The organism is Heyndrickxia sp. FW510-T9, from assembly GCF_058781025.1.
Genome location: NZ_JBYSWK010000006.1, coordinates 125,365 through 148,739, shown reverse-complemented (window position 1 = coordinate 148,739; position 23,375 = coordinate 125,365). Strand labels below are relative to the sequence as shown.

The following is a 23,375-nucleotide window of genomic DNA, read 5'->3' as shown; positions in this document are numbered from 1 at the left end:
GTTCAGTTGGTTAGAATGCCTGCCTGTCACGCAGGAGGTCGCGGGTTCGAGTCCCGTCCGGACCGCCATTTTTAATACATATTTCAGAGATAATATTTCTGAATATTACAGCTCGGTAGCTCAGTCGGTAGAGCACGTCCGAATACGCTACGAAGCAATACATCAGCGTACAGCTTGAGTCACAACTTGATTAAGCTTACTGAAAGCTGGACGAAGGCGATTACAATCTATATTTAGGAAATTAATACAATTATGGCTCGGTAGCTCAGTCGGTAGAGCAAAGGACTGAAAATCCTTGTGTCGGCGGTTCGATTCCGTCCCGAGCCACTTACCAAAAAGCACTGCGACGACAATGACTCTCGCGGTGCTTTTTTATATTCTCTAAATTTGTAATTCTACTGTAATATTTAATGGGAAATATTACACAAACCAATCCTGTTCAATACATTAAAAAATAGGATGATAATCCCATTCACACCTTGATATATCCCTACTTATTCCTACAAAAATAGTGTAATTACTAAACTAATTTTGTAACTATTTATACAATTATGTTACATTATGAAAAAATACCCTATAAATCTATCATTTTATGATATCTTATAAAAGTGTTTAATATTTTGAATACTTTTACCTAGTATAAAAGAACCGAATGATAGTATAGGGGGGCTAACTATGAATTGGAAAAGGATAAATACGGGATTTACTTCCAATTTTCCAAAACTAAATAGTACTAATGGAAAGCATCTATTAAAGTTAGCAGCGATTACCGCATTCTTTATATTCACACTATCCTTCACCAATATTTCTACAAATGCAGAAACAGAAATAAAAACTGTTTATCATGTCTATATAAATCAACAATACATCGGCACAGTCTCTAATAAAGATATCATTCAAACGCTAGTAAACGAAAAAATACATATTGCTCAAAATCAATATAAAATGAACCAAGTACACATAATAAATGACATTAAATACATACCAGAACAAGTCTTTCGTCCTATTTCTGATGATGATGAAGCACTGCAAAATGCTTCCGAATTATTTAATGTAAAAGCTGGAGCGGCAGGTATTTATATTGATAATAAACCAATAGTTTTTGTTCAAACTGAACAAGATGCCAATCAAGTATTAGAGAATATAAAGTTACATTATGTATCTCAGGCAGACCTTGCTGCTATTCAAAAAGAGAAAAATGCTGAGCATCAGCTAGCACCACTGAAAAAAAATCAATATCGTATATTAGACGTTAGTCTGGGTGAAAAAGTTTCAATACAAGAGGAAGAAGTTGATCCTAGTAAGATCTTAACAGTAGATCAAGCAGTTGATTACTTGCTAAAAGGCACATTAAAAGAAAAAAAATATAAGGTTCAAGATGGTGATGTATTAGGGCAAATAGCGGAAGATCATCACTTAAAAGAAAAACAGCTTTTACAGATGAACCCTGGCATCAAAAAGGATTCCTTAAAAATTGGCCAGAAATTAGAGATTACAGCCTATGATCCATTAGTTCATGTAATAGTAAAAAAGGAAGCCTATAAAATAGAGAATATCTCATATAAAAGAGAAGTAATCGAAGATAAATCAATGTTAAAAGGTGATACAAAGATTAAACAAAAAGGGCATAATGGAAAGAGTGCTATTACATACATTGTCACTGAAGAAAACGGAAATGTAACAAAGAAGGATGTAAAAAAAGAAAATATTATAAAAAAACCTATTAAATATATAGTAATTAAAGGGTCTAAAGTAATTCCTTCGAGAGGATCAGGCACTTTTGCATGGCCAACAGACGGAGGCTATATTTCAAGTAGAATGGGATACCGTTCTGGGGAATTTCATAAAGGAATTGATATTGCAAGACCTAACGATCGTACAATTAGAGCCGCTGATAGTGGAGTTGTTGTGTCAGCAGGATGGGATAATAGCGGATATGGTAATATGATCGAAATTGATCATCGTAATGGATTTGTTACTATATATGGACATCTAAGCTCCATTAATGTATCAGTTGGTCAAACAGTTTCAAAGGGATCGAGCATTGGTGTAATGGGTGCAACCGGTGATGCATCAGGTATTCATCTTCATTTTGAAGTGCATTTAAATGGGAACTTAAAAGACCCCCTTCAATATTTAAGATAAAGCTTATTAATATCTCTAGATTATCTAGAGATATTATTTTTTTTCGAGCTACTGGCATTTACGCTTCTAATCCAAGTGATGGTTTAAATGGAAAAAGCATTTTTAGCGAAAAAGATGAATTAAAGGTGATAACATGATACATTAAAATAGAGGAATTGTAGCAAAAATATAGAAAAAGTAATGTTAAAGTAAATATGTTTTATTAATAAGCACGTTTTTTGGGAGAAATCCGCACTTATTGGTAAGGATAATAACCCGTGAGACGGTTTCATTATAGATTAATTAATTACTTTATCTTGAGGAGAGAAAAAAATGGAAAAGAAAATATTAGTGGTGGATGATGAAAAACCGATTGCAGATATTCTTCAATTCAATCTCCAAAAAGAAGGATATACGATTTATTGTGCATATGACGGAGAAGAAGCATTAAAAATGGTAGAAGAGGTTCAACCTGATCTTCTGATATTAGATATTATGATACCGAAACGTGATGGTATGGAAGTATGTAGAGAGGTTAGAAAAAAATACGAATTGCCGATTATTATGTTAACTGCAAAGGATTCTGAAATTGATAAGGTTTTAGGGTTGGAATTAGGGGCAGATGACTATGTTACAAAGCCATTTAGTACAAGAGAATTAATTGCACGTGTAAAGGCAAATCTACGACGTCATCAAGCAGTTCCAACTACAGATGAAGAGGAAGAAAATAGCGAAATTAGTATTGGATCTCTTGTAATTCACCCTGATGCGTATGTTGTGTCAAAACGTGGTGAAACAATTGAATTGACCCATCGTGAGTTTGAACTTCTTTATTATTTAGCAAAACATATCGGCCAAGTAATGACACGTGAACACCTGCTTCAAACTGTTTGGGGCTACGATTATTATGGAGATGTTAGAACAGTTGATGTAACGGTTAGACGTCTTCGTGAAAAAGTGGAGGATAACCCAAGCCATCCAGCATGGATCGTAACAAGAAGGGGAGTAGGTTACTACTTGCGTAATCCTGAACAGGAGTAGTGTAATGAAAAAAGTAAGCTTTCTACAATCCATTCATTTAAAGTTTGTATTAATATATCTTTTATTAATCTTATTTGCGATGGAAATCATCGGTGTTTACTTCGTAAATAAGCTAGAGGACAAACTTGTAAAAAATTTCAAGGATTCAATTGAACTTCGTACAGAGACGATAAAATATAGTCTTTTAGAGGTATTAAAAGATAAGGAAGACCAAGATACTCCATATAAAATAAAAAAGATTCTATCTGGATATACCGGTAATGACATCGCGGAAGTAAGGTTGGTTAATAATCGAAGTGTCATTTTAGGCACTTCTGATTCGGATAACCAAGGATTAGTTGGTCAAAAGATGACCAACGAATTGGCTAAGTTAGCAATAAGTACAGAGGAACAACAGGATAAGGTCTATTTTGATCCTTCTTCTGGAAAAAGAATATGGGTACTGACCTCCCCCATTGACCCAAATGGGAAAATATATGGCTATGTTTATTTAGTAACAAAAATTGAATCAGTTTACAATCAATTAGATGAAATTAATAATATCTTTACAACGGGCACTGCGATTGCGATGGTTTTGACCGCAATTCTTGGAATTGTTTTGGCACAGACGATAACTAGACCAATTGCAGATATGAGAAGGCAAGCATTGGCAATGGCAAAAGGTAACTTTTCCCGAAAGGTTAAGGTATATGGGAATGATGAAATTGGTCAATTGGCCTATTCGTTTAACCATATGACGAAAAAACTTCAAGAAGCCCAATCTACTACCGAGGCGGAGCGAAGAAAGTTAACCTCTGTTTTGTCCTATATGACGGATGGTGTTATTGCTACTGATCGAAGAGGAAAGGTAATTCTAATTAACGACGCTGCCATAGAAATGTTAGATGTTTCACGTGAAACAGTCCTTTCTCAAAGCTTAGTTAAAGTATTAGGAATTGAGGAAGACCATACATTTGAAGACTTGATACATGAACAGGAATCCATTATTTTGGATTTTAGTACAGAGGAAGAACCTTATATATTAAGAGGAAATATTTCTGTTATTCAAAGTGAGACTGGCTTTGTTAGTGGTCTTATTATTGTACTTCACGATATTACAGAGCAGGAAAAGATTGATATGGAGCGCCGGGAATTTGTAGCGAATGTATCCCATGAATTGCGGACACCATTAACGACGATGAGAAGTTATTTAGAAGCTCTTGCTGAAGGTGCATGGAAGGATAATGACATTGCACCACGTTTTTTAGGTGTAACCCAAAATGAAACTGAACGAATGATTCGCATGGTAAATGATTTATTCAAGCTTTCCAAAATGGATAGAGAAGACGATCCGTTAAATAAAGATTGGATTAACGTTATCGAATTCTTCCATCATATTATTGATCGCTTTGAAATGACAAAGCCAAAACATATTACGCTTAAACGTAAGCTCCCTAATGAATCCTTGTTTGTTGAGATGGATGAGGACAAAATGACTCAAATCTTGGATAACATCATTTCAAATGCGATTAAATATTCACCGGAAGGCGGGCAAATTACTTTCAGAGTGAAGGCCCAAGAAGAATCGATAGAAATAAGTATTTCTGACCAAGGTTTAGGGATACCAAAGGATAAACTGAAGAAGATATTTGAACGGTTTTACCGTGTTGACAAGGCACGTACACGTCAAATGGGGGGAACTGGTTTAGGACTTGCTATTGCCAAGGAAATGGTGGAAGCACATGGTGGTACAATATCTGCAAAAAGTGTTGAAGGAAAAGGGACGACAATTAGCATATCCCTTCCATTCGACCGTTCATTAGAGGATGATTGGTCATGAAATTTGAAACATTGAAAACCATTATTTTAACACTATTAGTTGGTGGAAGTATTTTTTTAACTTGGTCTATTTGGACGTATAAACCGAGTTATGAAACCATTAAACAAGATGTAACCAATTCGCCTATATCAGATACAAGAAAAATTCAGGAGATAATCAAGCCTAATAAAATTTTGCTACATCAAAATCATATTCACCTAGGAACCGTTAATGAGGGAGAAGTAGATCGTGTTATTAATGAGATCCAAAGCTGGCATTTTTTTGATATAGGAACTGAAAAAACATTAAGTGAAAATGAACTTCGCTATTTCATACAAGAAAATAATCATATGGAAATTGATTTTCCAAATCGGGTTCCATTTGAAGTCTATAAAGGAATTCTTCAAATCAATAAAAAGCAGACTTCGAACGTATACTTTGATCGAATCATAATTGATTTTGAAAAAGGAACCCAAAAGGAAAAAAATATTTTCTTTATTGATACGGAAAACAAAAAAATAGCTGGATCATCCGTGAGTACAAACGAAATTCAATCTTTTTTAAATAGAACGAAACAAGAGCAAAGTGCATACGAACCATATGAGTCCGTTGAGTTGGGGAATAATCATTATACCTTTTTACCAAAATCATCTACTGATATGTTCGAGTATGAATACTTTGTTAATAAAGATGAATTGGAAAAATTTAAAAGGAACTTATTTAGTGACCCAAATTCCGTTCAAAAAAGTGAATCGAAAGATAAAATTGAATATATCAATACTACTAGTTATATGAAAGCTGATTTAAATAATTATATGCTTCTTTTTGTAAATCCTGCAGAGAATTTACGTTACAACTCTGATCCAAGAACTCTATTAAAACAAAGTATTGATTTTGTGAATGATCATGGCGGTTGGACAGACAAATACCGATATTTTAATTTAGATAATAATAGTCATGAGGTTATTTTCCGGTTGTATATGGATGGATATCCTGTTTTTAATTCTGATGAAATGGCAGAAATACAACAATTCTGGGGCGATAATGATATTTATCAGTATCAACGGCCATATGTATCTCGTGAGGCGAGATTTAGTTCATCTAAAATAACTCTAAAGCCTGGAAAAGAGGAATTAAAAGATTTATTAGCTAATCCACATATCCAAAAGAATGGTATCCAGGATCTTGCTATAGGTTATAAATTACAAAAGGTCCCTAAAAGCTCAGAAATTCTATCCTTTGAACCAACATGGTATTGTCTCTATGAAGGTACTTGGACTCAAGCCTCAGAGATAGGGAGGGTTCAAAATGGAATGGAATAAAACAAAAACGATGTTTATTATCGTTTTTCTAATACTCGACCTTTTTTTAGCGACACAGCTTTTTAATAAATATTCAAAAAGCCAAATAGCTGTCATTCAAAATGCTTCAGATGCAGAAAGATTAAAAGCGGATGAAATTACATATGACCCTCTTCCAAAAGAAAAAATTACTAGTCAGTATGTAAGGGCCGAATCTAAGGTATTCGCAAATAAAGATCTGAAGAAACTTGATAAACAATCTGCACTACTTACTAATGATGGGACGGATATAACCTCTTATTTTAACAAGCCTATTAAGATTAGTGGTCCGATAGATAAGACTACTATGGATAAGATTTTGAAGGAAAATATTTTGTACAGTGACCAATATTCGTTTTGGAAATACGATAAGGATTTGAAGCAAATTATTTATTACCAAACATATAAAGATAAATTTATTTTTAAAAATATTAATGGGCAGATTATCTTTTATTTAAATGACCAAAATCAAATTGTTTCATATGAACAAACTTTATTAAATATGGGTGATGAGGTTAAAGAAGGGGATGTTTTACCCGCAATTAAAGCCATAGATACCCTTCATAATAAAGGTATGTTAAAAAGGAAAAGCAAGATCTTAACACCTGAATTAGGCTATTATACTCGAATCCAGTCATCTGAATTACAACTACTAGTGCCAACTTGGCATTTTACGGTGGAGAATAAAGGGGAAACAGAGGAATTTTACGTGGATGCATTTGAAGGCCAAATTTTCCCTATGAATGATAACAATAATTTTAACTCAGATTCGAATGACGATACCCAATTAAAGGACAAGCTGAATTTAAATGGCGACATGAAGGCGAAACAAAACGAACCCGGAGATTTTTAAAACAGGAGTGAATTAAATGAGCTTGCATTTTAGTGTGCTTGCCAGTGGAAGCACAGGAAATGCGATATATGTTGAAACAGATGAACATTCATTTTTAGTAGATGCTGGCTTCAGTGGGCGTCAAATGGAATCCTTGTTTCAAAAAATTGATCGCAAACTCGAGAATTTAGATGGAATACTTGTTACACATGAGCACAGTGATCATATTAAAGGTGTCGGTATTTTAGCTAGAAAGTATCAATTGCCAGTCTATGCAAATCAGAAAACATGGTCAGCAATGGAAGGTTTGATCGGCGAAGTACCGGTAGAACAAAAGTTCAACTTTGAAATGGAAACTGTAAAATCGTTTGGTGGGCTAAGCATTGAATCGTTTGGAGTATCCCATGACGCCGCAGAACCAATGTTTTATGTCTTTCATCAAGATAATAAAAAAATAGTATTAATTACAGATACAGGCTATGTGAGCGATCGAATGAAAGGTATTATTGCAAATGCCAATGTGTATATATTTGAGAGTAATCATGACGTACAAATGCTTAGGATGGGCAAATATCCATGGAATATAAAAAGACGTATATTAAGTGATGTCGGTCATGTTTCCAATGAGGATGCAGCCGTTGCCATGAGCGATTGCATAGGAGACAAGACGAAGAGAATATACTTAGCCCATTTAAGCCTGGATAATAATTTAAAAGATCTAGCAAGAATGAGTGTAGCGCAAACATTAGAATCAAGAGGTTTGGTAGTTGGAGAGTCTTTTGATTTATTTGATACAGACCCAAAGATTCCTACTCCATTAACGGCAGTTTAGAAAAATATGTTTACGAGTATAGTAGTTTTGGGGAATAAATAAGATGGAGGTGTAAAACAATAGGTTTTTATCTCCATCTTTTTTTATAATTTTTTAAATTATTCAGTTGGTAATTCTTATAAGGTTTTAATTATTTTTTAATAAATCCTGATTATAATATTAGCATATATAGGTAAAATAATATGAGCCGACCTTTGGAGAAAGGAATGATGGATATGGGTTATTATGATCAAGACGATCAAGGTCAAAGCCGTTATCGCAAGGAAAAGGGGAGTAGAGCTGGTTATCTGCTTTCAAGCTTAGTTGGCGTAGTGATTGGTGCACTTATCGTTATGCTAGTCTTTCCTAATATTAGTGGAACCGGTACAAATCAAAGCAATCAGCAAAATATTACTCCAAATTCATTCAATAGCAATAATAATGTTCCAGGTAAAAATGTATCGGTAAATGTCACAACAGATATAACAAAAGCAGTATCGAAGGTAGAAGATGCGGTAGTAGGTATATCTAATATCCAATCACAAGATTTTTGGTCACAACAGGATGGTCAGTCAAGTGGTAAAAAAGGATCCGAACAAGAAGCGGGATCTGGCTCAGGTGTCATTTATAAAAAGGAAAATGGGAAAGCATTTATCGTAACGAATAATCATGTTGTTGAAGGTGCAGACCATCTTGAGGTTACACTAGCAAACGGAACGAAGCTGCCAGCAAAATTATTAGGCAGTGATGTATGGACCGATCTAGCAGTAGTAGAGATTGATGGTTCCAAAGTAACAGATGTTGCCCAATTTGGCAATTCTGATAAGCTAAAATTAGGTGAACCAGTTGTTGCTATCGGTAATCCATTAGGGGAACAATTTGCAGGTTCTGTAACACAAGGAGTTGTTTCAGGAATTAATCGTACTGTACCGGTAGATATCAATAATGATGGTGTCGAGGATTGGGAAGCAGAAGTTATTCAAACAGATGCTGCTATTAACCCAGGAAACAGTGGTGGTGCCCTAATTAATGTCGCAGGGCAAGTAGTTGGAATTAATTCCATGAAAATTGCGCAAGAAGCTGTTGAAGGCATTGGGTTCTCCATTCCAATTAACTCTGTAGAGCCTGTTATCAATGATCTCGAAAAATATGGAAAAATCGTTAGACCTTCAATGGGTGTGCAATTGCAAGATGTTAGTGATATTCCATCATATCACCAACAAGAAACATTACATTTACCAACCAATGTGACTGATGGAGTAATGATTCAATCAGTTGTACCAAATTCACCAGCAGCTACTGCAGGATTAAAAGAGCTAGACGTAATTACTGCATTAGATGGACAGAAGGTAAGTAATATTCTTGAATTAAGAAAATACTTGTATACAAAGAAAAAACCTGGAGATACGTTGACAGTGAAGTTTTACCGAAGCGGTAAACTTAAAGAGGTAACATTAAAGTTAACGAATGAATCAAGAATGTAATAACATGTGAATAAATCAAAAATGCAGGGGATAAATATTCTCCTGCATTTTTTTGTGGATTATTTTTTAGAGATAAGTAAGTAAGGATTTTATCTCAAATATCAAGTATAGACTCTGTATTGCTTCGACGCCTATAGGCAGCAGACGAGTAAGGCGGCTGCGCATTTCTTATGTTATGATTGGGTGTGGATAATAGGAAATGAGCCAGAGGAAAAGAATATGAATTCCATTTAATCTTGTTAAATTATGATGTTATCCTTGCAAGGAATAACTTATCCACAACTGTGAATATAATTATATATATTGTGGGGAACGAATATTCCTATACAAAATGTGGATAGATTTTGTGGATATGTGGATAAGTGTTGTGGATATCTTGTTTGTAATCTGTTTGTAAAGTGGGGATGAATTGTGAATATCTCAATTATCACAGTCGGAAAACTAAAAGAAAAATATTTGAAACAAGGAATCGATGAATATTTAAAGCGCTTAACAGCTTATGCAAAGGTGGAAATCATTGAAGTACCAGACGAAAAAGCACCTGAAGTCCTAAGCGAAACCGAAATGGAGCAAGTAAAACAAAAAGAAGGAGAACGAATTTTAGCGAAAATCAACCAAGATACACATGTGATTGCTTTGGCGATTGAGGGGAAAATGAAAACCTCTGAAGAGTTAGCAGATGGGTTGGACAAGCTAGCGACATATGGGAAGAGTAAAATCGCGTTTGTGATTGGTGGATCTCTTGGATTAAGCTCAGAAGTAATGTCGAGAGCTAATGAAAGTTTATCCTTTTCAAAGATGACATTTCCACATCAGCTGATGAGGTTGGTGTTGGTAGAGCAAGTGTATCGGGTATTTCGGATTATTAGGGGGGAACCGTATCATAAATAGAGGCGGTTTCAAACGAATACACTATACAAAATTTTAGAAGAGAATCAGTTACTATGGGATTTTACCATACCATACAACTTTCCTGAATTTAACTATTTAAAGCTCTTATTTATAAAAATAATGCAGTAGGGATGTGACAAGATGAAATATAGTAAAATAATCATGACAAAATTAATAAATGAGCACCGTGAATTGCATGATGAACTAAAGAAGATAAAAGTTGAAATGGGCTTAGAGAAAAATTTAGCCATTAAAGCGCTGTACCATTCAGTCGTAGCGGATAATGGTCCATATATGAAAGACTATCAAGCTTTAGATCGCATGCACTAATAGTAAGGCCCTGTTTTGCTTTAGTTGCCGAGAAGGGTGTTTTTTTGAATTGACCTTGAATTACGTGCTTACTTAAAGTGGTAGAACCATACCCCAGCTGAAATTATTTTTTTAAATAGTATAAAAGTCGCGTAGTTTTTTGTATAATCATGATGAAATTTGAAGGTTGCTAAAGTATTTTCTTTTTACCATGCGTGGTTATTTTAGCCTAGAAAACAAAGTTCAAAAATTTATATAAAGTGGGGTGCAAATAAAATGTCAGAAGTAATCAATAAATTAGAAACTGTTGTTTTAAACCAAGTTTCAACGGAAATCATGGAAAGCAAGCCACAATTTGTTGAATCAATTGTTTCTTCCATTGTTTATATATTAACTGCACCTTTTGATCTTAAAGATGCGTATCAACATGCCGCATATGTTTATACTAACGATGAATTTGAAGTGGAAACTGTCAAAGTTATGAATGAAAGATTGCAGCAGATCATGAATACGCTTGAGACCACTCCCAGCAGTAAGCTTGGAAAGTTTATTATTAAGCTTTACATGAATAGTTTAAGTGAACTTGCAAGCACATCCGAAAGTTGGAAACATCTTTATAATGAAATTCACAAAGTGTTTGCAAGTTTAGATAATAAGTCTTGAAAAATAGTAGGTGCCCCAAAATTCATATTTTTGGGGCACTTTTTTAAACCTCACATAGATTCACTATGGAGAATCTATGTGAGGTTTTTGTTTTCAAAAAATGGAAATATTTCAAAGTACGAATTAATTACCCCGATATGATTTTAAGAACAACCTTCCCCTTTGCCAAGACATTGATGGTTCCCTCTTATGCTGTTTTCTTTTGTTTTTGATCTAAAAGATGACTAAAGAAAGTTAGCAGGCTTGCACAGACTGCAACTACCCCGCCAACCCATGTGACATTCATTAAATTTCCTTGATGGTACACCACTCCGCCTAATGCTGAACCGAAAGCGATCCCTACATTGCTTGCCACCGGCATAAGTGAAGCAGCGAGTCCTGTTGCTTTTGGCTGATAAATTCTGGCAAGATCAATTAAATAAAGCTGGGTAGATGTTGTTAAGAGGATGGCCACTAACGACATCAAGCCAATGTTTGCAAGTCCTATAATAAAATGATTGGTCGTCCAAAATAAACTTATCAGGACAATTGCTTGCATGAGAAAAACAAACCGAAGGCGGCCGATTGCATTATGGCTGGCAATTTTACCGGCGAGGATGTTGCTGAAAATTGAGATACATCCGTAACCAAATAAGATTATACTAATTGATTGATTTGGTGCTCCCATTCCCTTCAAGATAGGAACAAGGTATGTAAAGACGGCATAAGTTGCACCAAATCCAAGAGCAGGAATGAAAAAGGCCATCAAAATTCGTGGATTAGTCAATAAAGAAAACTGATCCCGTATCGAACTGCGTAATTGGCTGAGCTTATTAGGCAAGACGAAGTAGGATGCCAAAAACGCCAATCCTCCTAGGAAAGTAGTTAACATGAAAGTGGCATTCCAGCCGTACCATTCAGCTATGACAGTACCAATTGGCACTCCAACGACATTTGCTAGTGTGAAACCACCGAAAACGAATGATATAGCAAGTCCGCGTTTTTCGATCGGCATGGTTTCACTTGCAACTATCATGGCTAGAGAGATTAATACTCCTGTTACAATCGCCGTTATAATCCGAAGTGCAAGTAACATGATGTAGCTCGTCGAAATTACGCACAAACCATTCAGGATGATAAAAGCCCCTAGCAAAAACAACATCCATTTACGCTTTGGAAAATGACTTGTTGCTGACATCACGAGGGGTGTGGCGATGGCAAACGTAATCGCAAACGCAGAAACAAGAGTGCCTGCTTTTGCATTTGTCATATGAAGGCTTGAGGAAATATCGGTTAAGATTCCGACAATAACAAATTCGCTTGTTCCGAGAACAAATGTTAATAAAGTGAGTGTTAAGATGAGCAACCAGTGTCGCTTGGATAATTTTGTAGTATGCATAAATATCTCTTTTCTTAGATGAATGTAAATGTGTCACATTGTAGATACACAACCTAAACATCATACCATAAAGTATTTTTGAGAGGTAAACCCTTTATTACCAATTATCTAAAAACCTCATTTGGTTACAATACGGTGAACCGTATCATAAATAGAGGCAGTTTTTTAGGGGAATTTAAAAGCTAGAATAAGGGAATATTGCTTAAAAAATTGTCAGTGTCTTTACTCCTCAAAATCAAAGTTTCGGAAGTCCTGATATGTACACAGAAGTCTATTAAATTAAAGTATCTATTTTTGATTATTGATCTACGTTTTGCATTTAAGTAAGTGACTGTGCCTTCGAATTTTGTCGAACCTTTCAACAAAATTCGAAGTGTCACAGGCACTTTTTCTTTGGAAAAGGGGCGGAGCGCCGCATAGACGAGTCGGAAGTGAAAATTGACAATTCGTACTGTGAATAGGATAAGCCAAACTCTGCTCACACCGACCTTATTATGTTTGTGTACTACTCATATAGAATACATTTCTATGCATGGGTGGAGAGTTGAAACTCATGATAGTTTTTATTGTTCTTCTTCAAGTAATTGTAAATACATATCGAAAAACCCCATGATTAATCTTTGTCTTGCTGAACCAAGTTCTAAACGGAACAACATGTTCAAAAATCTAATTTGACTGTGGCATCTTCACTTTTATTATATCCCTAACAAAGCGGCTGCAATCAGGTTACTACTAATGAAAAAATTGTCAGATAAATAAATTTGGTATAATCGTTCTTAATAAAAAACAAAATAATGAGAATATAAGAGAATAATAGAGATTGCAAAAGGAAATAGTATATATTTCACAAAAAAAGGGCAGATGCAGGCTTTTGTAATAGGTATATTTTCACATATACTATATTTATATTGTGCTTAATAGAGAACGACTTATTCTCCTAGTAGGTGTGTTCGACAAAAATAAAGTTCAGTGGTGATTATATGAAAATGAGAAAAGCTACAAAATGGATCTCGAATATTTTTTGGGGAATTGTTCTTATTTTTGCTGGAATGTATGCTTATTCGACATTTCAAGCTAAAAACAATGAAGGAAAATTACCCTCAATACTGGGTTTTTCACATTTTACAATACTAACTGGTAGTATGTCTCCTAGTATTCAACCAGGAGATGTAATTCTAATCAAAAAGCCTAAAGTAGAAGACTTAAAACCAGGGGATATTATTACTTTTAAACAAGGTATATATTTAGTTACTCATCGAATTGTGAATAGAATGGAACAAGGTAACGAGATTTATTTTACAACTAAAGGAGATGCAAACGAAATAGCTGATCAAGAGAAGATCAGCGCTTCTAAGGTTTTAGGAAAACAGTTTCTTACGATACCAAAACTAGGATTTATCTTAAGGGACTTACAGACACCAATGGGAATCATTACATTAATTTCAATTCCGTTAGCACTTCTCCTTATTGGAAATTTATTAAATAGACTATCAAGAAGGCACGGGCAAGGGAGAATCTAAAATACAAAATGATTAACATTGCAATTACTTTATTAGGGGGGAACGATTTTTACCAGGTAGAAAATAAAAAGTTTAATTCAGATTCAGAAGAAGCAAATTTTAAAAAAACTGGAGGAATATTAAAATGAAATTAAAAACGGTTGCGTCAGTAGCATTAGCAGGGGCAGTGGCATTTGGGATAGGGACAAATTTAGACTCATTTGCAGGGTTTACAAAAACTTTAACAGGAAACCCAGATACATTAAAGAAGATTAGTACCAACCCGTTTATTATTGAGGATTTTGCAGGAATATTATCTCAAAGTTTTGAAGTAAAAGATTTTTCTCCTGGACAACAAATTGTGCATTTGTTTACACCGATAAACAAATCCGGACTTCATGTGAAGTATGATATCAAAGTAAAGGGAACAGGAGATTTATTTACTAATCGAGGAGGTGGAGTGCCTTTAGAGATGAAAATTGAGAAAAAAGGTGCAGATAACAAGTGGGGGGAGGTTGCAACAGGAAAAGCTAACGAATTGAATGTATATGATGACATTCCAAACGGAACCCCTACTTACGATAATGGGGTGCAACCACAAGTCTATCGTGTGGTAATAAATTGGCCAGATAATGGAGAATATGACAACAATTATAAAAATGTAACTGGAGCGATTACAATTGAGGTTACGGCAAAACAAAACCTTGGTGCTGAAAAAGTATTCTATACAGATATGAACGTTAATGGCTTTTATCATAAAGGTCTAGATATTCCACAAGGTACCCAATTATTACAACAGAAAGTAACGTTTATGAAAGACAGCGCTGGGGCTAACACGGCAAAAGTGCATTTAGTGGGTGGAAGTGTTGATAAGGTATATACCCTTACAAATAAAGACATCCAAGTACCAACTGATACATCAGAAAACATTCGACTCATACTCTTTTATCCTGCTGATGGAAAAGACGCGGGAGATGTGTATATTAAACCTACCAAAGAAATGCTAGATTTTCTAAACAGTTCTAAATGATAGTTATTGTTTTATGCAATGTTTATTGCAATTCCAAAATTAACAAAATATATTACTATAAACCTAATGGGTTTAGTGTGCATTAGCGCTGAACCGTATCATAAGTAGGTATCGTTTTTTCTCAAAAAGTAAACTGCCTGCACAAAGAATTGGTCTAACCGACAAGGTTTTCGACATAAAGGACATTATTTATATGAAAAAATAGGATCACAAAATATACTCATATTAAAAGAATAGTATTATTAATTAAGGAACTGTAGTAACAGTTCCTTAATTCCTTTGATTAGATCAAAGGCTAGGTTTTGTTGTGTCGCAAATTTAGAAAAAGGGTATAATTATCCTTATAAAAGTATTGGAGATATCTTATGCATATTCAATAATATCACACAGCTTTCCTGATTTTACGCTCTATTTCCTTAATAGCGAAGTAAGCGGAAGTATAGAGGAGATTCAATATGAAATATTTTTTTACTGTAGCAAAAGTCATTTATACTTTGTTTGGAGTATTATGTGCTGTGTCTTTGGTTTTAGCGTTATGCAGAATTGACTTCATGAGCCCATATTCAAGATACTTTGTTTTAACTTTTATGACCATTTTACTAATTACTTTAGTGACAGGGATCATACACGTTGTAATTAACTTCTCCTATTCTATAAAAAATGAGGGAAAACTAAAAGTTGTTAAAAGAATATGTCTAAATTTAATTGTCGGAGTTGTAATAGCCATTATTGTATCTTTAATAAAATATAAAATATTATTTTCTCCTGAATTGTTATGGTTGCCAATAGTATTTTCATTATCTTCAATTGCCTTTAGCCATAAAGAAAAATAGGAAGATTATCTATAATTAAAACAAGCCTTTGAAAAAGAAAAAGCATGATTATTCCATAGGTGAATGACCATGCTTTTTCTTGTATTAGTTGCTAAAGTTTATTTTTATTTTGTGATTCTAAAGGGACCGTCTTATTATCTTTTGAGTGTCTTTTTAAGTTAAATCATATTAAGTTTCCTATTTAAAAAGTCTTTTGTTTTTAATAAATTTTTTATTAGTAAACAAGATTGGGAAAATCGTTACCTCTATTTATGATACGGGGAACCGTATCATAAGTAGATGAGAATTTTCAAAAAATATTAGAGCGGATTACCTCCTCTCTAATATTTAGCAAGATCAACTAAAATAATTAATTTGTTTGCATTTATTTCTATAAATTCAAATAAGGCTTGAAGATTTCTATGCTTGGATCCATTGCGATATCTAGCACTTGACTTGCCCAAAAGGCAGGTCATTTTTTTATTAATTCACGCACTAGTTCATTTGCAAGGCGAAGTTCGCGTATAATGGTAGTTTGAATAAGGTAACAATCTTTACGGAAATAATAAGATAAATAATCCCAAATAAAAGAGGCTTAGTTATGTGCAAAGAAAGTTTTAAAGATTATAAATTAAGTAATGAAATAGTAAACGCGCTGGATAGCTTAGAATATGTAAATCCAACAGCCGTTCAAAGTAAGGTCATACCTCTTGTGTTAGAGAAAATGGATCTTGTCGTGAAATCACAAACAGGAAGTGGGAAGACTGCCTCATATGGGATTCCAATTTGTGAATTAATCGATTGGAAGGAAAATAAACCTCAAGCGTTAATTTTGACACCAACGAGAGAACTTGCTGTGCAAGTGAAAGAGGATTTCACCAACATAGGCAGATTTAAACGGATAAAAGCAGCAGCTGTTTATGGAAAACAACCTTTTGCCATCCAAAAAACAGAATTAAACCAAAAAACACATGTAGTCGTTGGTACTCCGGGCCGTGTGTTAGATCATATTGAAAGAGGTACTCTGGCCTTAGATCGTATTAACTATCTTGTTATCGATGAAGCGGATGAAATGTTAAACATGGGATTTATTGAACAAGTAGAAGCCATCATCAAAGAGTTACCCCGAAAACGAGTGACAATGCTCTTTTCAGCTACTTTACCTAAGGAGGTTAAAAACCTCTCACTTAACTATATGAAAACACCTATCGATATTGAAATTAAGGCGACAGGAATCACGACTGATAAAATTGATCATTCTCTTTTTGAAGTGGTAGAAGACGATAAATTTTCTATACTTAAAGATGTAACGATTGTTGAAAATCCAGATAGTTGCATAATCTTCTGTCGAACAAAAGATCGAGTAGATACTGTGTGTGATCAGTTAGAGGATTTAGGTTATAGCTGTGATAAAATCCACGGTGGCATGATACAAGAGGATCGGCTTGACGTGATGAATGACTTTAGAAGAGGGGAATTTCGCTATTTGATTGCTACGGATGTAGCCGCTAGAGGAATTGATATTGATAATATCACACATGTCATCAACTATGACCTCCCGTTAGAGAAAGAAAGCTATGTCCACCGTACGGGAAGAACAGGACGGGCGGGTCAAAAAGGGGAAGCCATCACTTTTGTTACACCATTTGAAGATCGGTTTTTAAGTGAAATTGAAGAATACATTGGTTTTGAGATTCCGAAAATAGCCGCTCCTTCAAAAGAGGAAGTTGCAAATAAGAAACCTGCCTTTGAAGCAAAAATGAATGTTGAACCAACGATTAAAAAAGCAAAAAGTGAAAAATTAAACAAGCAAATCATGAAATTGTACTTTAATGGTGGTAAGAAAAAGAAGTTTAGAGCGGTAGATTTTGTTGGAACGATTGCAAAAATCGACGGAGTAACAGTGGAGGATATTGGCATCATTACAATATTAGATACTGTTTCTTATGTTGAAATATTAAATGATAAAGGTCCGATTGTGTTGAAAAAGATGAAGAACACAACAATCAAAGGTAAGCTGTTGAAAGTATATGAAGCTAATAAGAAGTGAAACTTTAGTGTTGGCAGTAACTAGGGGTAATAAGATATAACTGGACTTTTTTTTGTTAGTAACATAAGTAGATATCATACTGAAAACCTCATTTAGTTACAATACGGGGAGCCGTACCATAAGTAACTGCAAACCCTTAGAATTTCTCCCAATGAATAAATTTTATTCAATGTAAAAAAACTTTATTGTTGTTGGTTTAAAAAATTTTTTAAAAAAGAATCTGTAAACGTTGATTGATGCTCTGTCTTATGATATTAGGTATTAATTCTGTGAAATAACAATGGACCATTAACTACTTTTACTTATGCATTAGCTACTCAATGATCTGATAGAAATCACATTAGGTAGCTTGAAAAAAATTAAATTAGGCAGATTGAACAAAACCCTTTTGCTCTATTTCGATATCAAAAGGGTTCCATTTTCAATATTTGCATAATAGTGTAGTAATCCGCAATTCATATTCCCTACCCATTATTTATATATTCACTCAAGTGATTAACACACAGGTTATAAACATTGGTGTGTTTATAATTTTTATACCACTCGGCTATTTTCTCTACTGTTTTATCAATATTCCATCTTGGATGCCAATTTAATTCATACTTCGCTTTACTAATATCTAATCCTAGTAATTTTGCTTCATGTACTGACGAATTTTTCTCTTCCTCAACCCAACGTCCCGGGCCCCATTGGTCCAGGAGCTTATTAACAAGCTCTTCAACGGTGATGATGCTATCTGATTCCGGTCCAAAATTCCAGGCGCCAGAATAGAGGGTATTTTTTTCAAGTAGTTTGGCTGCAAGAATAAGATATCCTCCTAGCGGTTCCAAGACATGCTGCCACGGCCTGATGGATTTGGGAGCTCGTATGATAATATCTTGATTAACCTCCAAAGCTCTTATGCAATCCGGGATAATGCGATCCGTTGACCAGTCGCCTCCGCCAATAACATTTCCGGCTCGAACGGAAGCAATCACTTTCCCATGCTCAAAAAAACATTCCACAGGGAAATAAGAACTGCGATAGGCTGACACTAATACTTCACAGCACCCTTTACTGGAACTGTACGGGTCATATCCGCCAATCGGGTCATTTTCACGATAACCCCAAACCCACTCTTTGTTTTCATAGCATTTATCACTCGTAATCATGATGCCTGCTTTGGTTGAATCGCAATGCCGAATGGCTTCTAGCACATTCAAAGTACCTAAAACATTGACTTCATAAGTGTAAATCGGCTGTTCGTAGGAAAATTTAACTAATGGCTGCGCAGCCAAATGGAAAACAACTTCCGGCTGATACTGGTCAAATACGCTCTTTAATTTTTCCAGGTCTCTAATATCTCCCCTAATATCGATGATCCTGTCCTTTAAATTGGCTAACCTAAAGAGATTATTTTCCCCAATTGGGTCAAGGGCAAAGCCAATCACTTTTGACCCGATTTCATTTAGCCAGATTGCCAACCACGCGCCTTTGAATCCTGTATGACCTGTAATCAAAACTGTTTTATCTTTCAATCTTTCAAGATTGTTAAACACATCTTTACCCTCGCATTCTCGATCAATGATTTTGTTTATACCAGTTAATGGTTCTAATCAGTCCTTCTTCTAGTGGTATTGCGGGATTCCAATCAAACGTTGATTTGAATTTACTGATATCAGGGAGGGGACATGTTCGTTCATTGATTCTGTTTGAAATTGCACCATATTGGGGTTCTTGACATGTTTGAATATTATTAAAAATCAAGGTGATAAAATGTTTTAATGGAAAGGCCTCCCCGCTTCCGATATTAAAAATTTCGTTTTGAACGGATGGCTCTAGTGCTGCAATGGATATTGCATCAATGAGATTGTCTATATAACAGTAATCCCTATATTGCTCACACAAGGTCAGCTTTACTTCTTGGTTTTTAAGTAGGCTCATGATGGTATATCCAAATAATTTATGGGAATCCTCCATTTCGCCAAATATTCCAAATGGTCGCAGAGTCACAATGGGAATGCCTTTTTCTAATGCAATTTGATGGGATATAAGAGTTGCCGCGGCCTTCGTGCTTCCATATAAATCGACAGGCTCAAGTTTCATATGTTCATGGATGGGTTCTCTTTTATCGCCGTACTCCGAACTGCTTCCAAGATTAATGATTCTTTCGCAACAAGCCTCTTTTGCGGCTAGTACGATATTAATGGTTCCCAGGACATTTATTTGAACAGCGTCCACATAACTCTGTTGATTTGAATTGACTCCATATGCTGCAAGATGGAAAATGTAATGTGGTGAATATTGAAGCACGGCGTCTATTACGTTCGTCGTATTGCGGATATCAGCTTTAAAAACATGAACGTCCTTCAGCACATCTTTAATCCTCCAAGGGTTGGATGTTTCGCGGACAAGTACAGCTACCTGAGCTTTTTCCTGGAGCAACCTTCTAACCAAGTGCGAACCGATAAAACCAAAGCCTCCAGTAACTAAAACTCTTTTATTTTCAAACGAATGTAAATTCATGATGTCCCTTCACCATTTCTTTTGTGCAGTTTGAAAGGGTTTTTTGGTTTGTAGTCATTCGGAACGGTGGCAAAAAAAGGAGCGGGACTTTTTTGTTTCAATTGTTTTTCCACCATTTTGAATGTTTGTCTTAATTGATTGATATATGGTTCATAAATATTTGATTTAATAGAAGAGTCAAAAGCTAATGGTTCCCATTTCCAGAAATCGTAGCGGTTCTTATCCAGGATTAATAGGCTTCCAAAATGGTAGACGATTAAGTCTTGACCATCTATCATTACCTTTTTTCCCTTTGTGGAAACAACATGATGATTATTCATCACTAAATTCCATGGCGCGGCATTGATCCCCGTGTCCTCGCTTACTTTAATATTCGAAAATAAGTGTGGGATTGCATCTAAATATTTCTGATCCCCCCATGTACCATAAAGAGGCTCATAAACGGCTGAACACCGTTCCAAACATTTTTCTCTCCACCAGTTCAGAATCTTCATGCTGTTTTCTTCTCTTTTAAATCCGATTAGGCCTGCCTGGTATTGGCCATGGACTCTTTCAAGCTCATTGGTCCCCCTTTGGCGGCAAAGAAAAACAGAATATTGGCCCCATTTTTCAAGGAGCGGCTTTGGGTTTGAAAAGAAATACAAGTCGCTATCACAATAGAATAGTTGGTTTACTTCTGTAAAGTGATTTAAAATATGCTGGCAAAATGGGGCTTTCAATGACCAGCAATATTCTTGCAATGTTCTATGCCCCTTTACAGCCAGAAGTTTTTTATCTTCTATTTCCGTTGCCGGAATAAGTGTAACATTGCTGAGATTTAGGCTTTTGACCAGATTATAGCTTTCATTGTCAACACAACAAATCAGCATATGGAAGTTGTCAATCTGATTTTTTAATGAAGAATATAGGGTCATTCCTTTTATTAAGTACTCTTTACTGAGAATGACTGCAAAATGATAGAAATTATCAAATTTATTCATTTTTCGTCGTGAATGGGTATCGTTATAAAATGTCTTTGCTTTAGAATCAAGCTGTCCACTTAAACAATGGGCCAATGCAACCGGATCTATAGCTTTTATTTCATTCATGGCTGTCCGAATTTCTTGTAAATAGGGAGTATAGATAAGATCGAGAATCTTATTTGGAATCTGTATTGTGCCCAATGACCATAAATCAAACTTGTAGTGGTTAAAAATGGAGAGGCAGGCAAAATGAAAGACGACGAGCGGGTGAGTTTCAATGAAAACTTTTTTATTTTTTAAAGAGATTTCAAAGTTGTTGTTATAAATACTGTTCCAGGGAGCAGCGTCAATTCCCAAATGACCAGAAATTTTCACCCGCTGGAAAAAGAGTGGAAATTGATCGAGATATTTTTGATCGCCAAACCGTCCATTGTTCTCTTCATGGCTGCACCACTCAATACAGCGTTCCTTCCACCATTTCAAGCTTTCCATTCCGTATTGGTCGTTTTTAAATCCTATTAAGCCGGCCTGGAACCTTCCATATATTTGCTCTACCCAATCCAGATCACGCTGAGGGCATAAAAAAACAGAATAATTGCCCCACTCCTTAAAAATAGCAGCCGGATCGGAAAAGAAGTAGAGATCTCCATCACAGTAGATCATTTTATCGAGGTTATATGTCGTTAATAGATATTCAACAAGTACAGCTTTTATAGTCCAGCAATACTCATTGGGCTTTCGCTCCTGTTTGACTTTAAGGAGACTGTCATCTTCGAGCTCACTTATTTTCAAAAGATGGACATTTTCCATGTGCAGTTTTTGAAAAAGGGAATAAGTAAAATGATCCATACAGCAAATCCACAGTTTAAAATTCTGGCAATTCTTTTGCAATGAGTGATGAAGTGCGATGACCTTCAGACAATACTCTTTCCCTGACATGACACAGAAATGATAATCGGTATTTTTTTTTACATTCTTCGAAAGGTTATGCATCTGCCTTTCTCCTCTTTTCCGCTTTATCGGTGAAGTTCCATAATTTATTCGCCTCTTCCAAATCTTTGGGGGTATCAATGGAAATCCATAATCCATCATGTTCGTAAACGGCAAGTTCTCTAGCCTTCACAAGATTCTTTAAAGGCTCCTCCTCAAGGACACAGTCCGGATTTTCAGATAAATAATTAAAAAACTCTCTATTGCAGACAAAAAATCCTCCATTAATCGTAACGTCCAACATGGGCTTTTCCCTAAAATCTGTGGCAATCCCATGTTCGATGGTCAGTACTCCATACTGGTTATTTCTTTTAATTCCCGATAGTGTGGCTGTTTTTCCTTGTTGTTGATGGAAATTAAGCAATTCATCCAGGTTGATATCAGCTAGTCCATCTCCATATGTCACAAAGAAAATGTCATCGTCTATAAAATCCTCTACCATTTTAATTCTGGCACCTGTCATTGTATCTTCACCTGTATCTACACAAGTAATCTTCCAGGAGTCCACTTCATTTAGCAATCTGTATTTGTTTTCGCTAAGATCCAGCTCAAAGTTGTGATTTCTCCATGGATAACCAATAAAAAAATCCTTAATTTGCTCTCCTTTATATCCTAATGGCAGGATAAAATGAGTATGATTGTACTGACTGAAATGCTTCATAATATGCCAAATGATAGGCTTTCCATTAACCTTCGCTAATGCCTTAGGAACATCTTCTGTTAGTCCTCTCATTCTTAATCCTTTTCCGCCACATAAAATGACTACCTTCAACAGATCCACCCTTTCCATTTTTTTTGCATAAAACATCTTATGTACATGCCATAAAAAAGGATATGGAGCTTTTACTCATTCTGT

19 protein-coding genes and 1 tRNA gene are annotated in these 23,375 nt (G+C 35.2%); 15 read left to right on the top strand and 5 right to left on the bottom strand.

Annotation, left to right across the window (positions count from 1 at the left end; translation table 11 throughout):
- Nucleotides 1-254: 254 nt before the first annotated feature.
- The 11 genes from AC3WJF_RS05310 (at nt 255) to AC3WJF_RS05260 (ending at nt 11,293) form a co-directional block, all read left to right on the top strand.
- A tRNA-Phe gene (locus AC3WJF_RS05310) sits at nt 255-327 on the top strand.
- Between the two features lie 348 nt (nt 328-675).
- Nucleotides 676-2,145, top strand: a complete 1,470-nt coding sequence (locus AC3WJF_RS05305) for a LysM peptidoglycan-binding domain-containing M23 family metallopeptidase (RefSeq protein WP_492450084.1) — start codon at nt 676-678, stop codon at nt 2,143-2,145.
- Nucleotides 2,146-2,457: 312 nt separating this feature from the next.
- A complete protein-coding gene (gene yycF, locus AC3WJF_RS05300) occupies nt 2,458-3,165 on the top strand; it encodes a response regulator YycF (RefSeq protein ID WP_492450083.1) in 708 nt (235 codons plus the stop codon).
- 4 nt (nt 3,166-3,169) lie between these two features.
- Nucleotides 3,170-4,984, top strand: a complete 1,815-nt coding sequence (gene walK / locus AC3WJF_RS05295; RefSeq protein WP_492450082.1) for a cell wall metabolism sensor histidine kinase WalK — start codon at nt 3,170-3,172, stop codon at nt 4,982-4,984.
- The gene (locus tag AC3WJF_RS05290; RefSeq protein ID WP_492450081.1) at nt 4,981-6,285 is read left to right on the top strand and encodes a YycH family regulatory protein; all 1,305 of its coding nucleotides are present in this window, start codon (nt 4,981-4,983) and stop codon (nt 6,283-6,285) included. The genes walK and AC3WJF_RS05290 overlap by 4 nt, the downstream gene beginning before the upstream one ends.
- Complete coding sequence (locus AC3WJF_RS05285; protein WP_492450080.1) at nt 6,272-7,156, top strand: two-component system regulatory protein YycI; 885 nt, start codon at nt 6,272-6,274, stop codon at nt 7,154-7,156. Before AC3WJF_RS05290 ends, AC3WJF_RS05285 begins: the two co-directional genes overlap by 14 nt.
- A 16-nt stretch (nt 7,157-7,172) precedes the next feature.
- Complete coding sequence (locus tag AC3WJF_RS05280; protein ID WP_492450079.1) at nt 7,173-7,967, top strand: MBL fold metallo-hydrolase; 795 nt, start codon at nt 7,173-7,175, stop codon at nt 7,965-7,967.
- A 215-nt stretch (nt 7,968-8,182) separates the two neighbouring features.
- Nucleotides 8,183-9,430 carry a S1C family serine protease gene (locus tag AC3WJF_RS05275; protein WP_492450087.1) on the top strand — a complete coding sequence of 416 codons (1,248 nt, stop codon included), beginning with the start codon at nt 8,183-8,185 and terminating at the stop codon, nt 9,428-9,430.
- Nucleotides 9,431-9,841: 411 nt separating this feature from the next.
- Nucleotides 9,842-10,321, top strand: coding sequence for a 23S rRNA (pseudouridine(1915)-N(3))-methyltransferase RlmH (gene rlmH, locus AC3WJF_RS05270; RefSeq protein ID WP_492450078.1), 480 nt, complete (start codon nt 9,842-9,844; stop codon nt 10,319-10,321).
- A 141-nt stretch (nt 10,322-10,462) separates the two neighbouring features.
- Nucleotides 10,463-10,651, top strand: a complete 189-nt coding sequence (locus tag AC3WJF_RS05265) for a hypothetical protein (RefSeq protein WP_492450077.1) — start codon at nt 10,463-10,465, stop codon at nt 10,649-10,651.
- Nucleotides 10,652-10,906: 255 nt separating this feature from the next.
- The gene (locus AC3WJF_RS05260) at nt 10,907-11,293 is read left to right on the top strand and encodes a hypothetical protein (protein ID WP_492450076.1); all 387 of its coding nucleotides are present in this window, start codon (nt 10,907-10,909) and stop codon (nt 11,291-11,293) included.
- Nucleotides 11,294-11,480: 187 nt separating this feature from the next.
- Here AC3WJF_RS05260 and AC3WJF_RS05255 read toward each other — a convergent pair whose 3' ends face one another.
- Nucleotides 11,481-12,671: an MFS transporter gene (locus AC3WJF_RS05255; RefSeq protein ID WP_492450075.1), complete on the bottom strand. Its 1,191-nt coding sequence runs from the start codon at nt 12,669-12,671 to the stop codon at nt 11,481-11,483.
- A gap of 980 nt (nt 12,672-13,651) precedes the next feature.
- Between AC3WJF_RS05255 and AC3WJF_RS05250 the strand changes: the two genes are divergently transcribed.
- From AC3WJF_RS05250 to AC3WJF_RS05235, 4 genes are all read left to right on the top strand, one after another.
- Nucleotides 13,652-14,191, top strand: coding sequence for a signal peptidase I (locus tag AC3WJF_RS05250; protein ID WP_492450074.1), 540 nt, complete (start codon nt 13,652-13,654; stop codon nt 14,189-14,191).
- A 124-nt stretch (nt 14,192-14,315) separates the two neighbouring features.
- Nucleotides 14,316-15,200: a hypothetical protein gene (locus AC3WJF_RS05245; protein WP_492450073.1), complete on the top strand. Its 885-nt coding sequence runs from the start codon at nt 14,316-14,318 to the stop codon at nt 15,198-15,200.
- 455 nt (nt 15,201-15,655) lie between these two features.
- Complete coding sequence (locus tag AC3WJF_RS05240) at nt 15,656-16,033, top strand: hypothetical protein (protein ID WP_492450072.1); 378 nt, start codon at nt 15,656-15,658, stop codon at nt 16,031-16,033.
- A 580-nt stretch (nt 16,034-16,613) separates the two neighbouring features.
- Nucleotides 16,614-18,062, top strand: a complete 1,449-nt coding sequence (locus AC3WJF_RS05235; protein ID WP_492450071.1) for a DEAD/DEAH box helicase — start codon at nt 16,614-16,616, stop codon at nt 18,060-18,062.
- Between the two features lie 464 nt (nt 18,063-18,526).
- Here AC3WJF_RS05235 and rfbG read toward each other — a convergent pair whose 3' ends face one another.
- Genes rfbG through AC3WJF_RS05215 form a run of 4 tightly spaced genes read right to left on the bottom strand, consistent with a single transcriptional unit; the run spans nt 18,527 to nt 23,291 of the window.
- Nucleotides 18,527-19,600, bottom strand: a complete 1,074-nt coding sequence (gene rfbG, locus AC3WJF_RS05230) for a CDP-glucose 4,6-dehydratase (RefSeq protein ID WP_492450070.1) — start codon at nt 19,598-19,600, stop codon at nt 18,527-18,529.
- A gap of 22 nt (nt 19,601-19,622) precedes the next feature.
- Entirely contained in the window at nt 19,623-20,567 is a 945-nt protein-coding gene (locus AC3WJF_RS05225) for an NAD-dependent epimerase/dehydratase family protein (RefSeq protein ID WP_492450069.1), read from the bottom strand.
- A complete protein-coding gene (locus AC3WJF_RS05220; protein ID WP_492450068.1) occupies nt 20,564-22,522 on the bottom strand; it encodes a glycosyl transferase in 1,959 nt (652 codons plus the stop codon). Before AC3WJF_RS05220 ends, AC3WJF_RS05225 begins: the two co-directional genes overlap by 4 nt.
- Nucleotides 22,515-23,291 carry a sugar phosphate nucleotidyltransferase gene (locus tag AC3WJF_RS05215; protein ID WP_492450067.1) on the bottom strand — a complete coding sequence of 259 codons (777 nt, stop codon included), beginning with the start codon at nt 23,289-23,291 and terminating at the stop codon, nt 22,515-22,517. The genes AC3WJF_RS05220 and AC3WJF_RS05215 overlap by 8 nt, the downstream gene beginning before the upstream one ends.
- Between the last annotated feature and the right edge of the window lie 84 nt (nt 23,292-23,375).

What these genes read in the sequence shown, in the direction of transcription:
- AC3WJF_RS05255 (WP_492450075.1), bottom strand. Translation starts at nt 12,671, where the DNA reads ATGCATACTACAAAATTATCCAAGCGACACTGGTTGCTCATCTTAACA.
- AC3WJF_RS05250 (WP_492450074.1), top strand. Translation starts at nt 13,652, where the DNA reads ATGAAAATGAGAAAAGCTACAAAATGGATCTCGAATATTTTTTGGGGA.
- AC3WJF_RS05305 (WP_492450084.1), top strand. Translation starts at nt 676, where the DNA reads ATGAATTGGAAAAGGATAAATACGGGATTTACTTCCAATTTTCCAAAA.
- AC3WJF_RS05285 (WP_492450080.1), top strand. Translation starts at nt 6,272, where the DNA reads ATGGAATGGAATAAAACAAAAACGATGTTTATTATCGTTTTTCTAATA.
- AC3WJF_RS05235 (WP_492450071.1), top strand. Translation starts at nt 16,614, where the DNA reads ATGTGCAAAGAAAGTTTTAAAGATTATAAATTAAGTAATGAAATAGTA.
- AC3WJF_RS05260 (WP_492450076.1), top strand. Translation starts at nt 10,907, where the DNA reads ATGTCAGAAGTAATCAATAAATTAGAAACTGTTGTTTTAAACCAAGTT.
- AC3WJF_RS05290 (WP_492450081.1), top strand. Translation starts at nt 4,981, where the DNA reads ATGAAATTTGAAACATTGAAAACCATTATTTTAACACTATTAGTTGGT.
- AC3WJF_RS05240 (WP_492450072.1), top strand. Translation starts at nt 15,656, where the DNA reads ATGAAATATTTTTTTACTGTAGCAAAAGTCATTTATACTTTGTTTGGA.
- AC3WJF_RS05225 (WP_492450069.1), bottom strand. Translation starts at nt 20,567, where the DNA reads ATGAATTTACATTCGTTTGAAAATAAAAGAGTTTTAGTTACTGGAGGC.
- yycF (WP_492450083.1), top strand. Translation starts at nt 2,458, where the DNA reads ATGGAAAAGAAAATATTAGTGGTGGATGATGAAAAACCGATTGCAGAT.
- AC3WJF_RS05275 (WP_492450087.1), top strand. Translation starts at nt 8,183, where the DNA reads ATGGGTTATTATGATCAAGACGATCAAGGTCAAAGCCGTTATCGCAAG.
- walK (WP_492450082.1), top strand. Translation starts at nt 3,170, where the DNA reads ATGAAAAAAGTAAGCTTTCTACAATCCATTCATTTAAAGTTTGTATTA.
- AC3WJF_RS05220 (WP_492450068.1), bottom strand. Translation starts at nt 22,522, where the DNA reads ATGCATAACCTTTCGAAGAATGTAAAAAAAAATACCGATTATCATTTC.
- AC3WJF_RS05245 (WP_492450073.1), top strand. Translation starts at nt 14,316, where the DNA reads ATGAAATTAAAAACGGTTGCGTCAGTAGCATTAGCAGGGGCAGTGGCA.
- AC3WJF_RS05265 (WP_492450077.1), top strand. Translation starts at nt 10,463, where the DNA reads ATGAAATATAGTAAAATAATCATGACAAAATTAATAAATGAGCACCGT.
- AC3WJF_RS05280 (WP_492450079.1), top strand. Translation starts at nt 7,173, where the DNA reads ATGAGCTTGCATTTTAGTGTGCTTGCCAGTGGAAGCACAGGAAATGCG.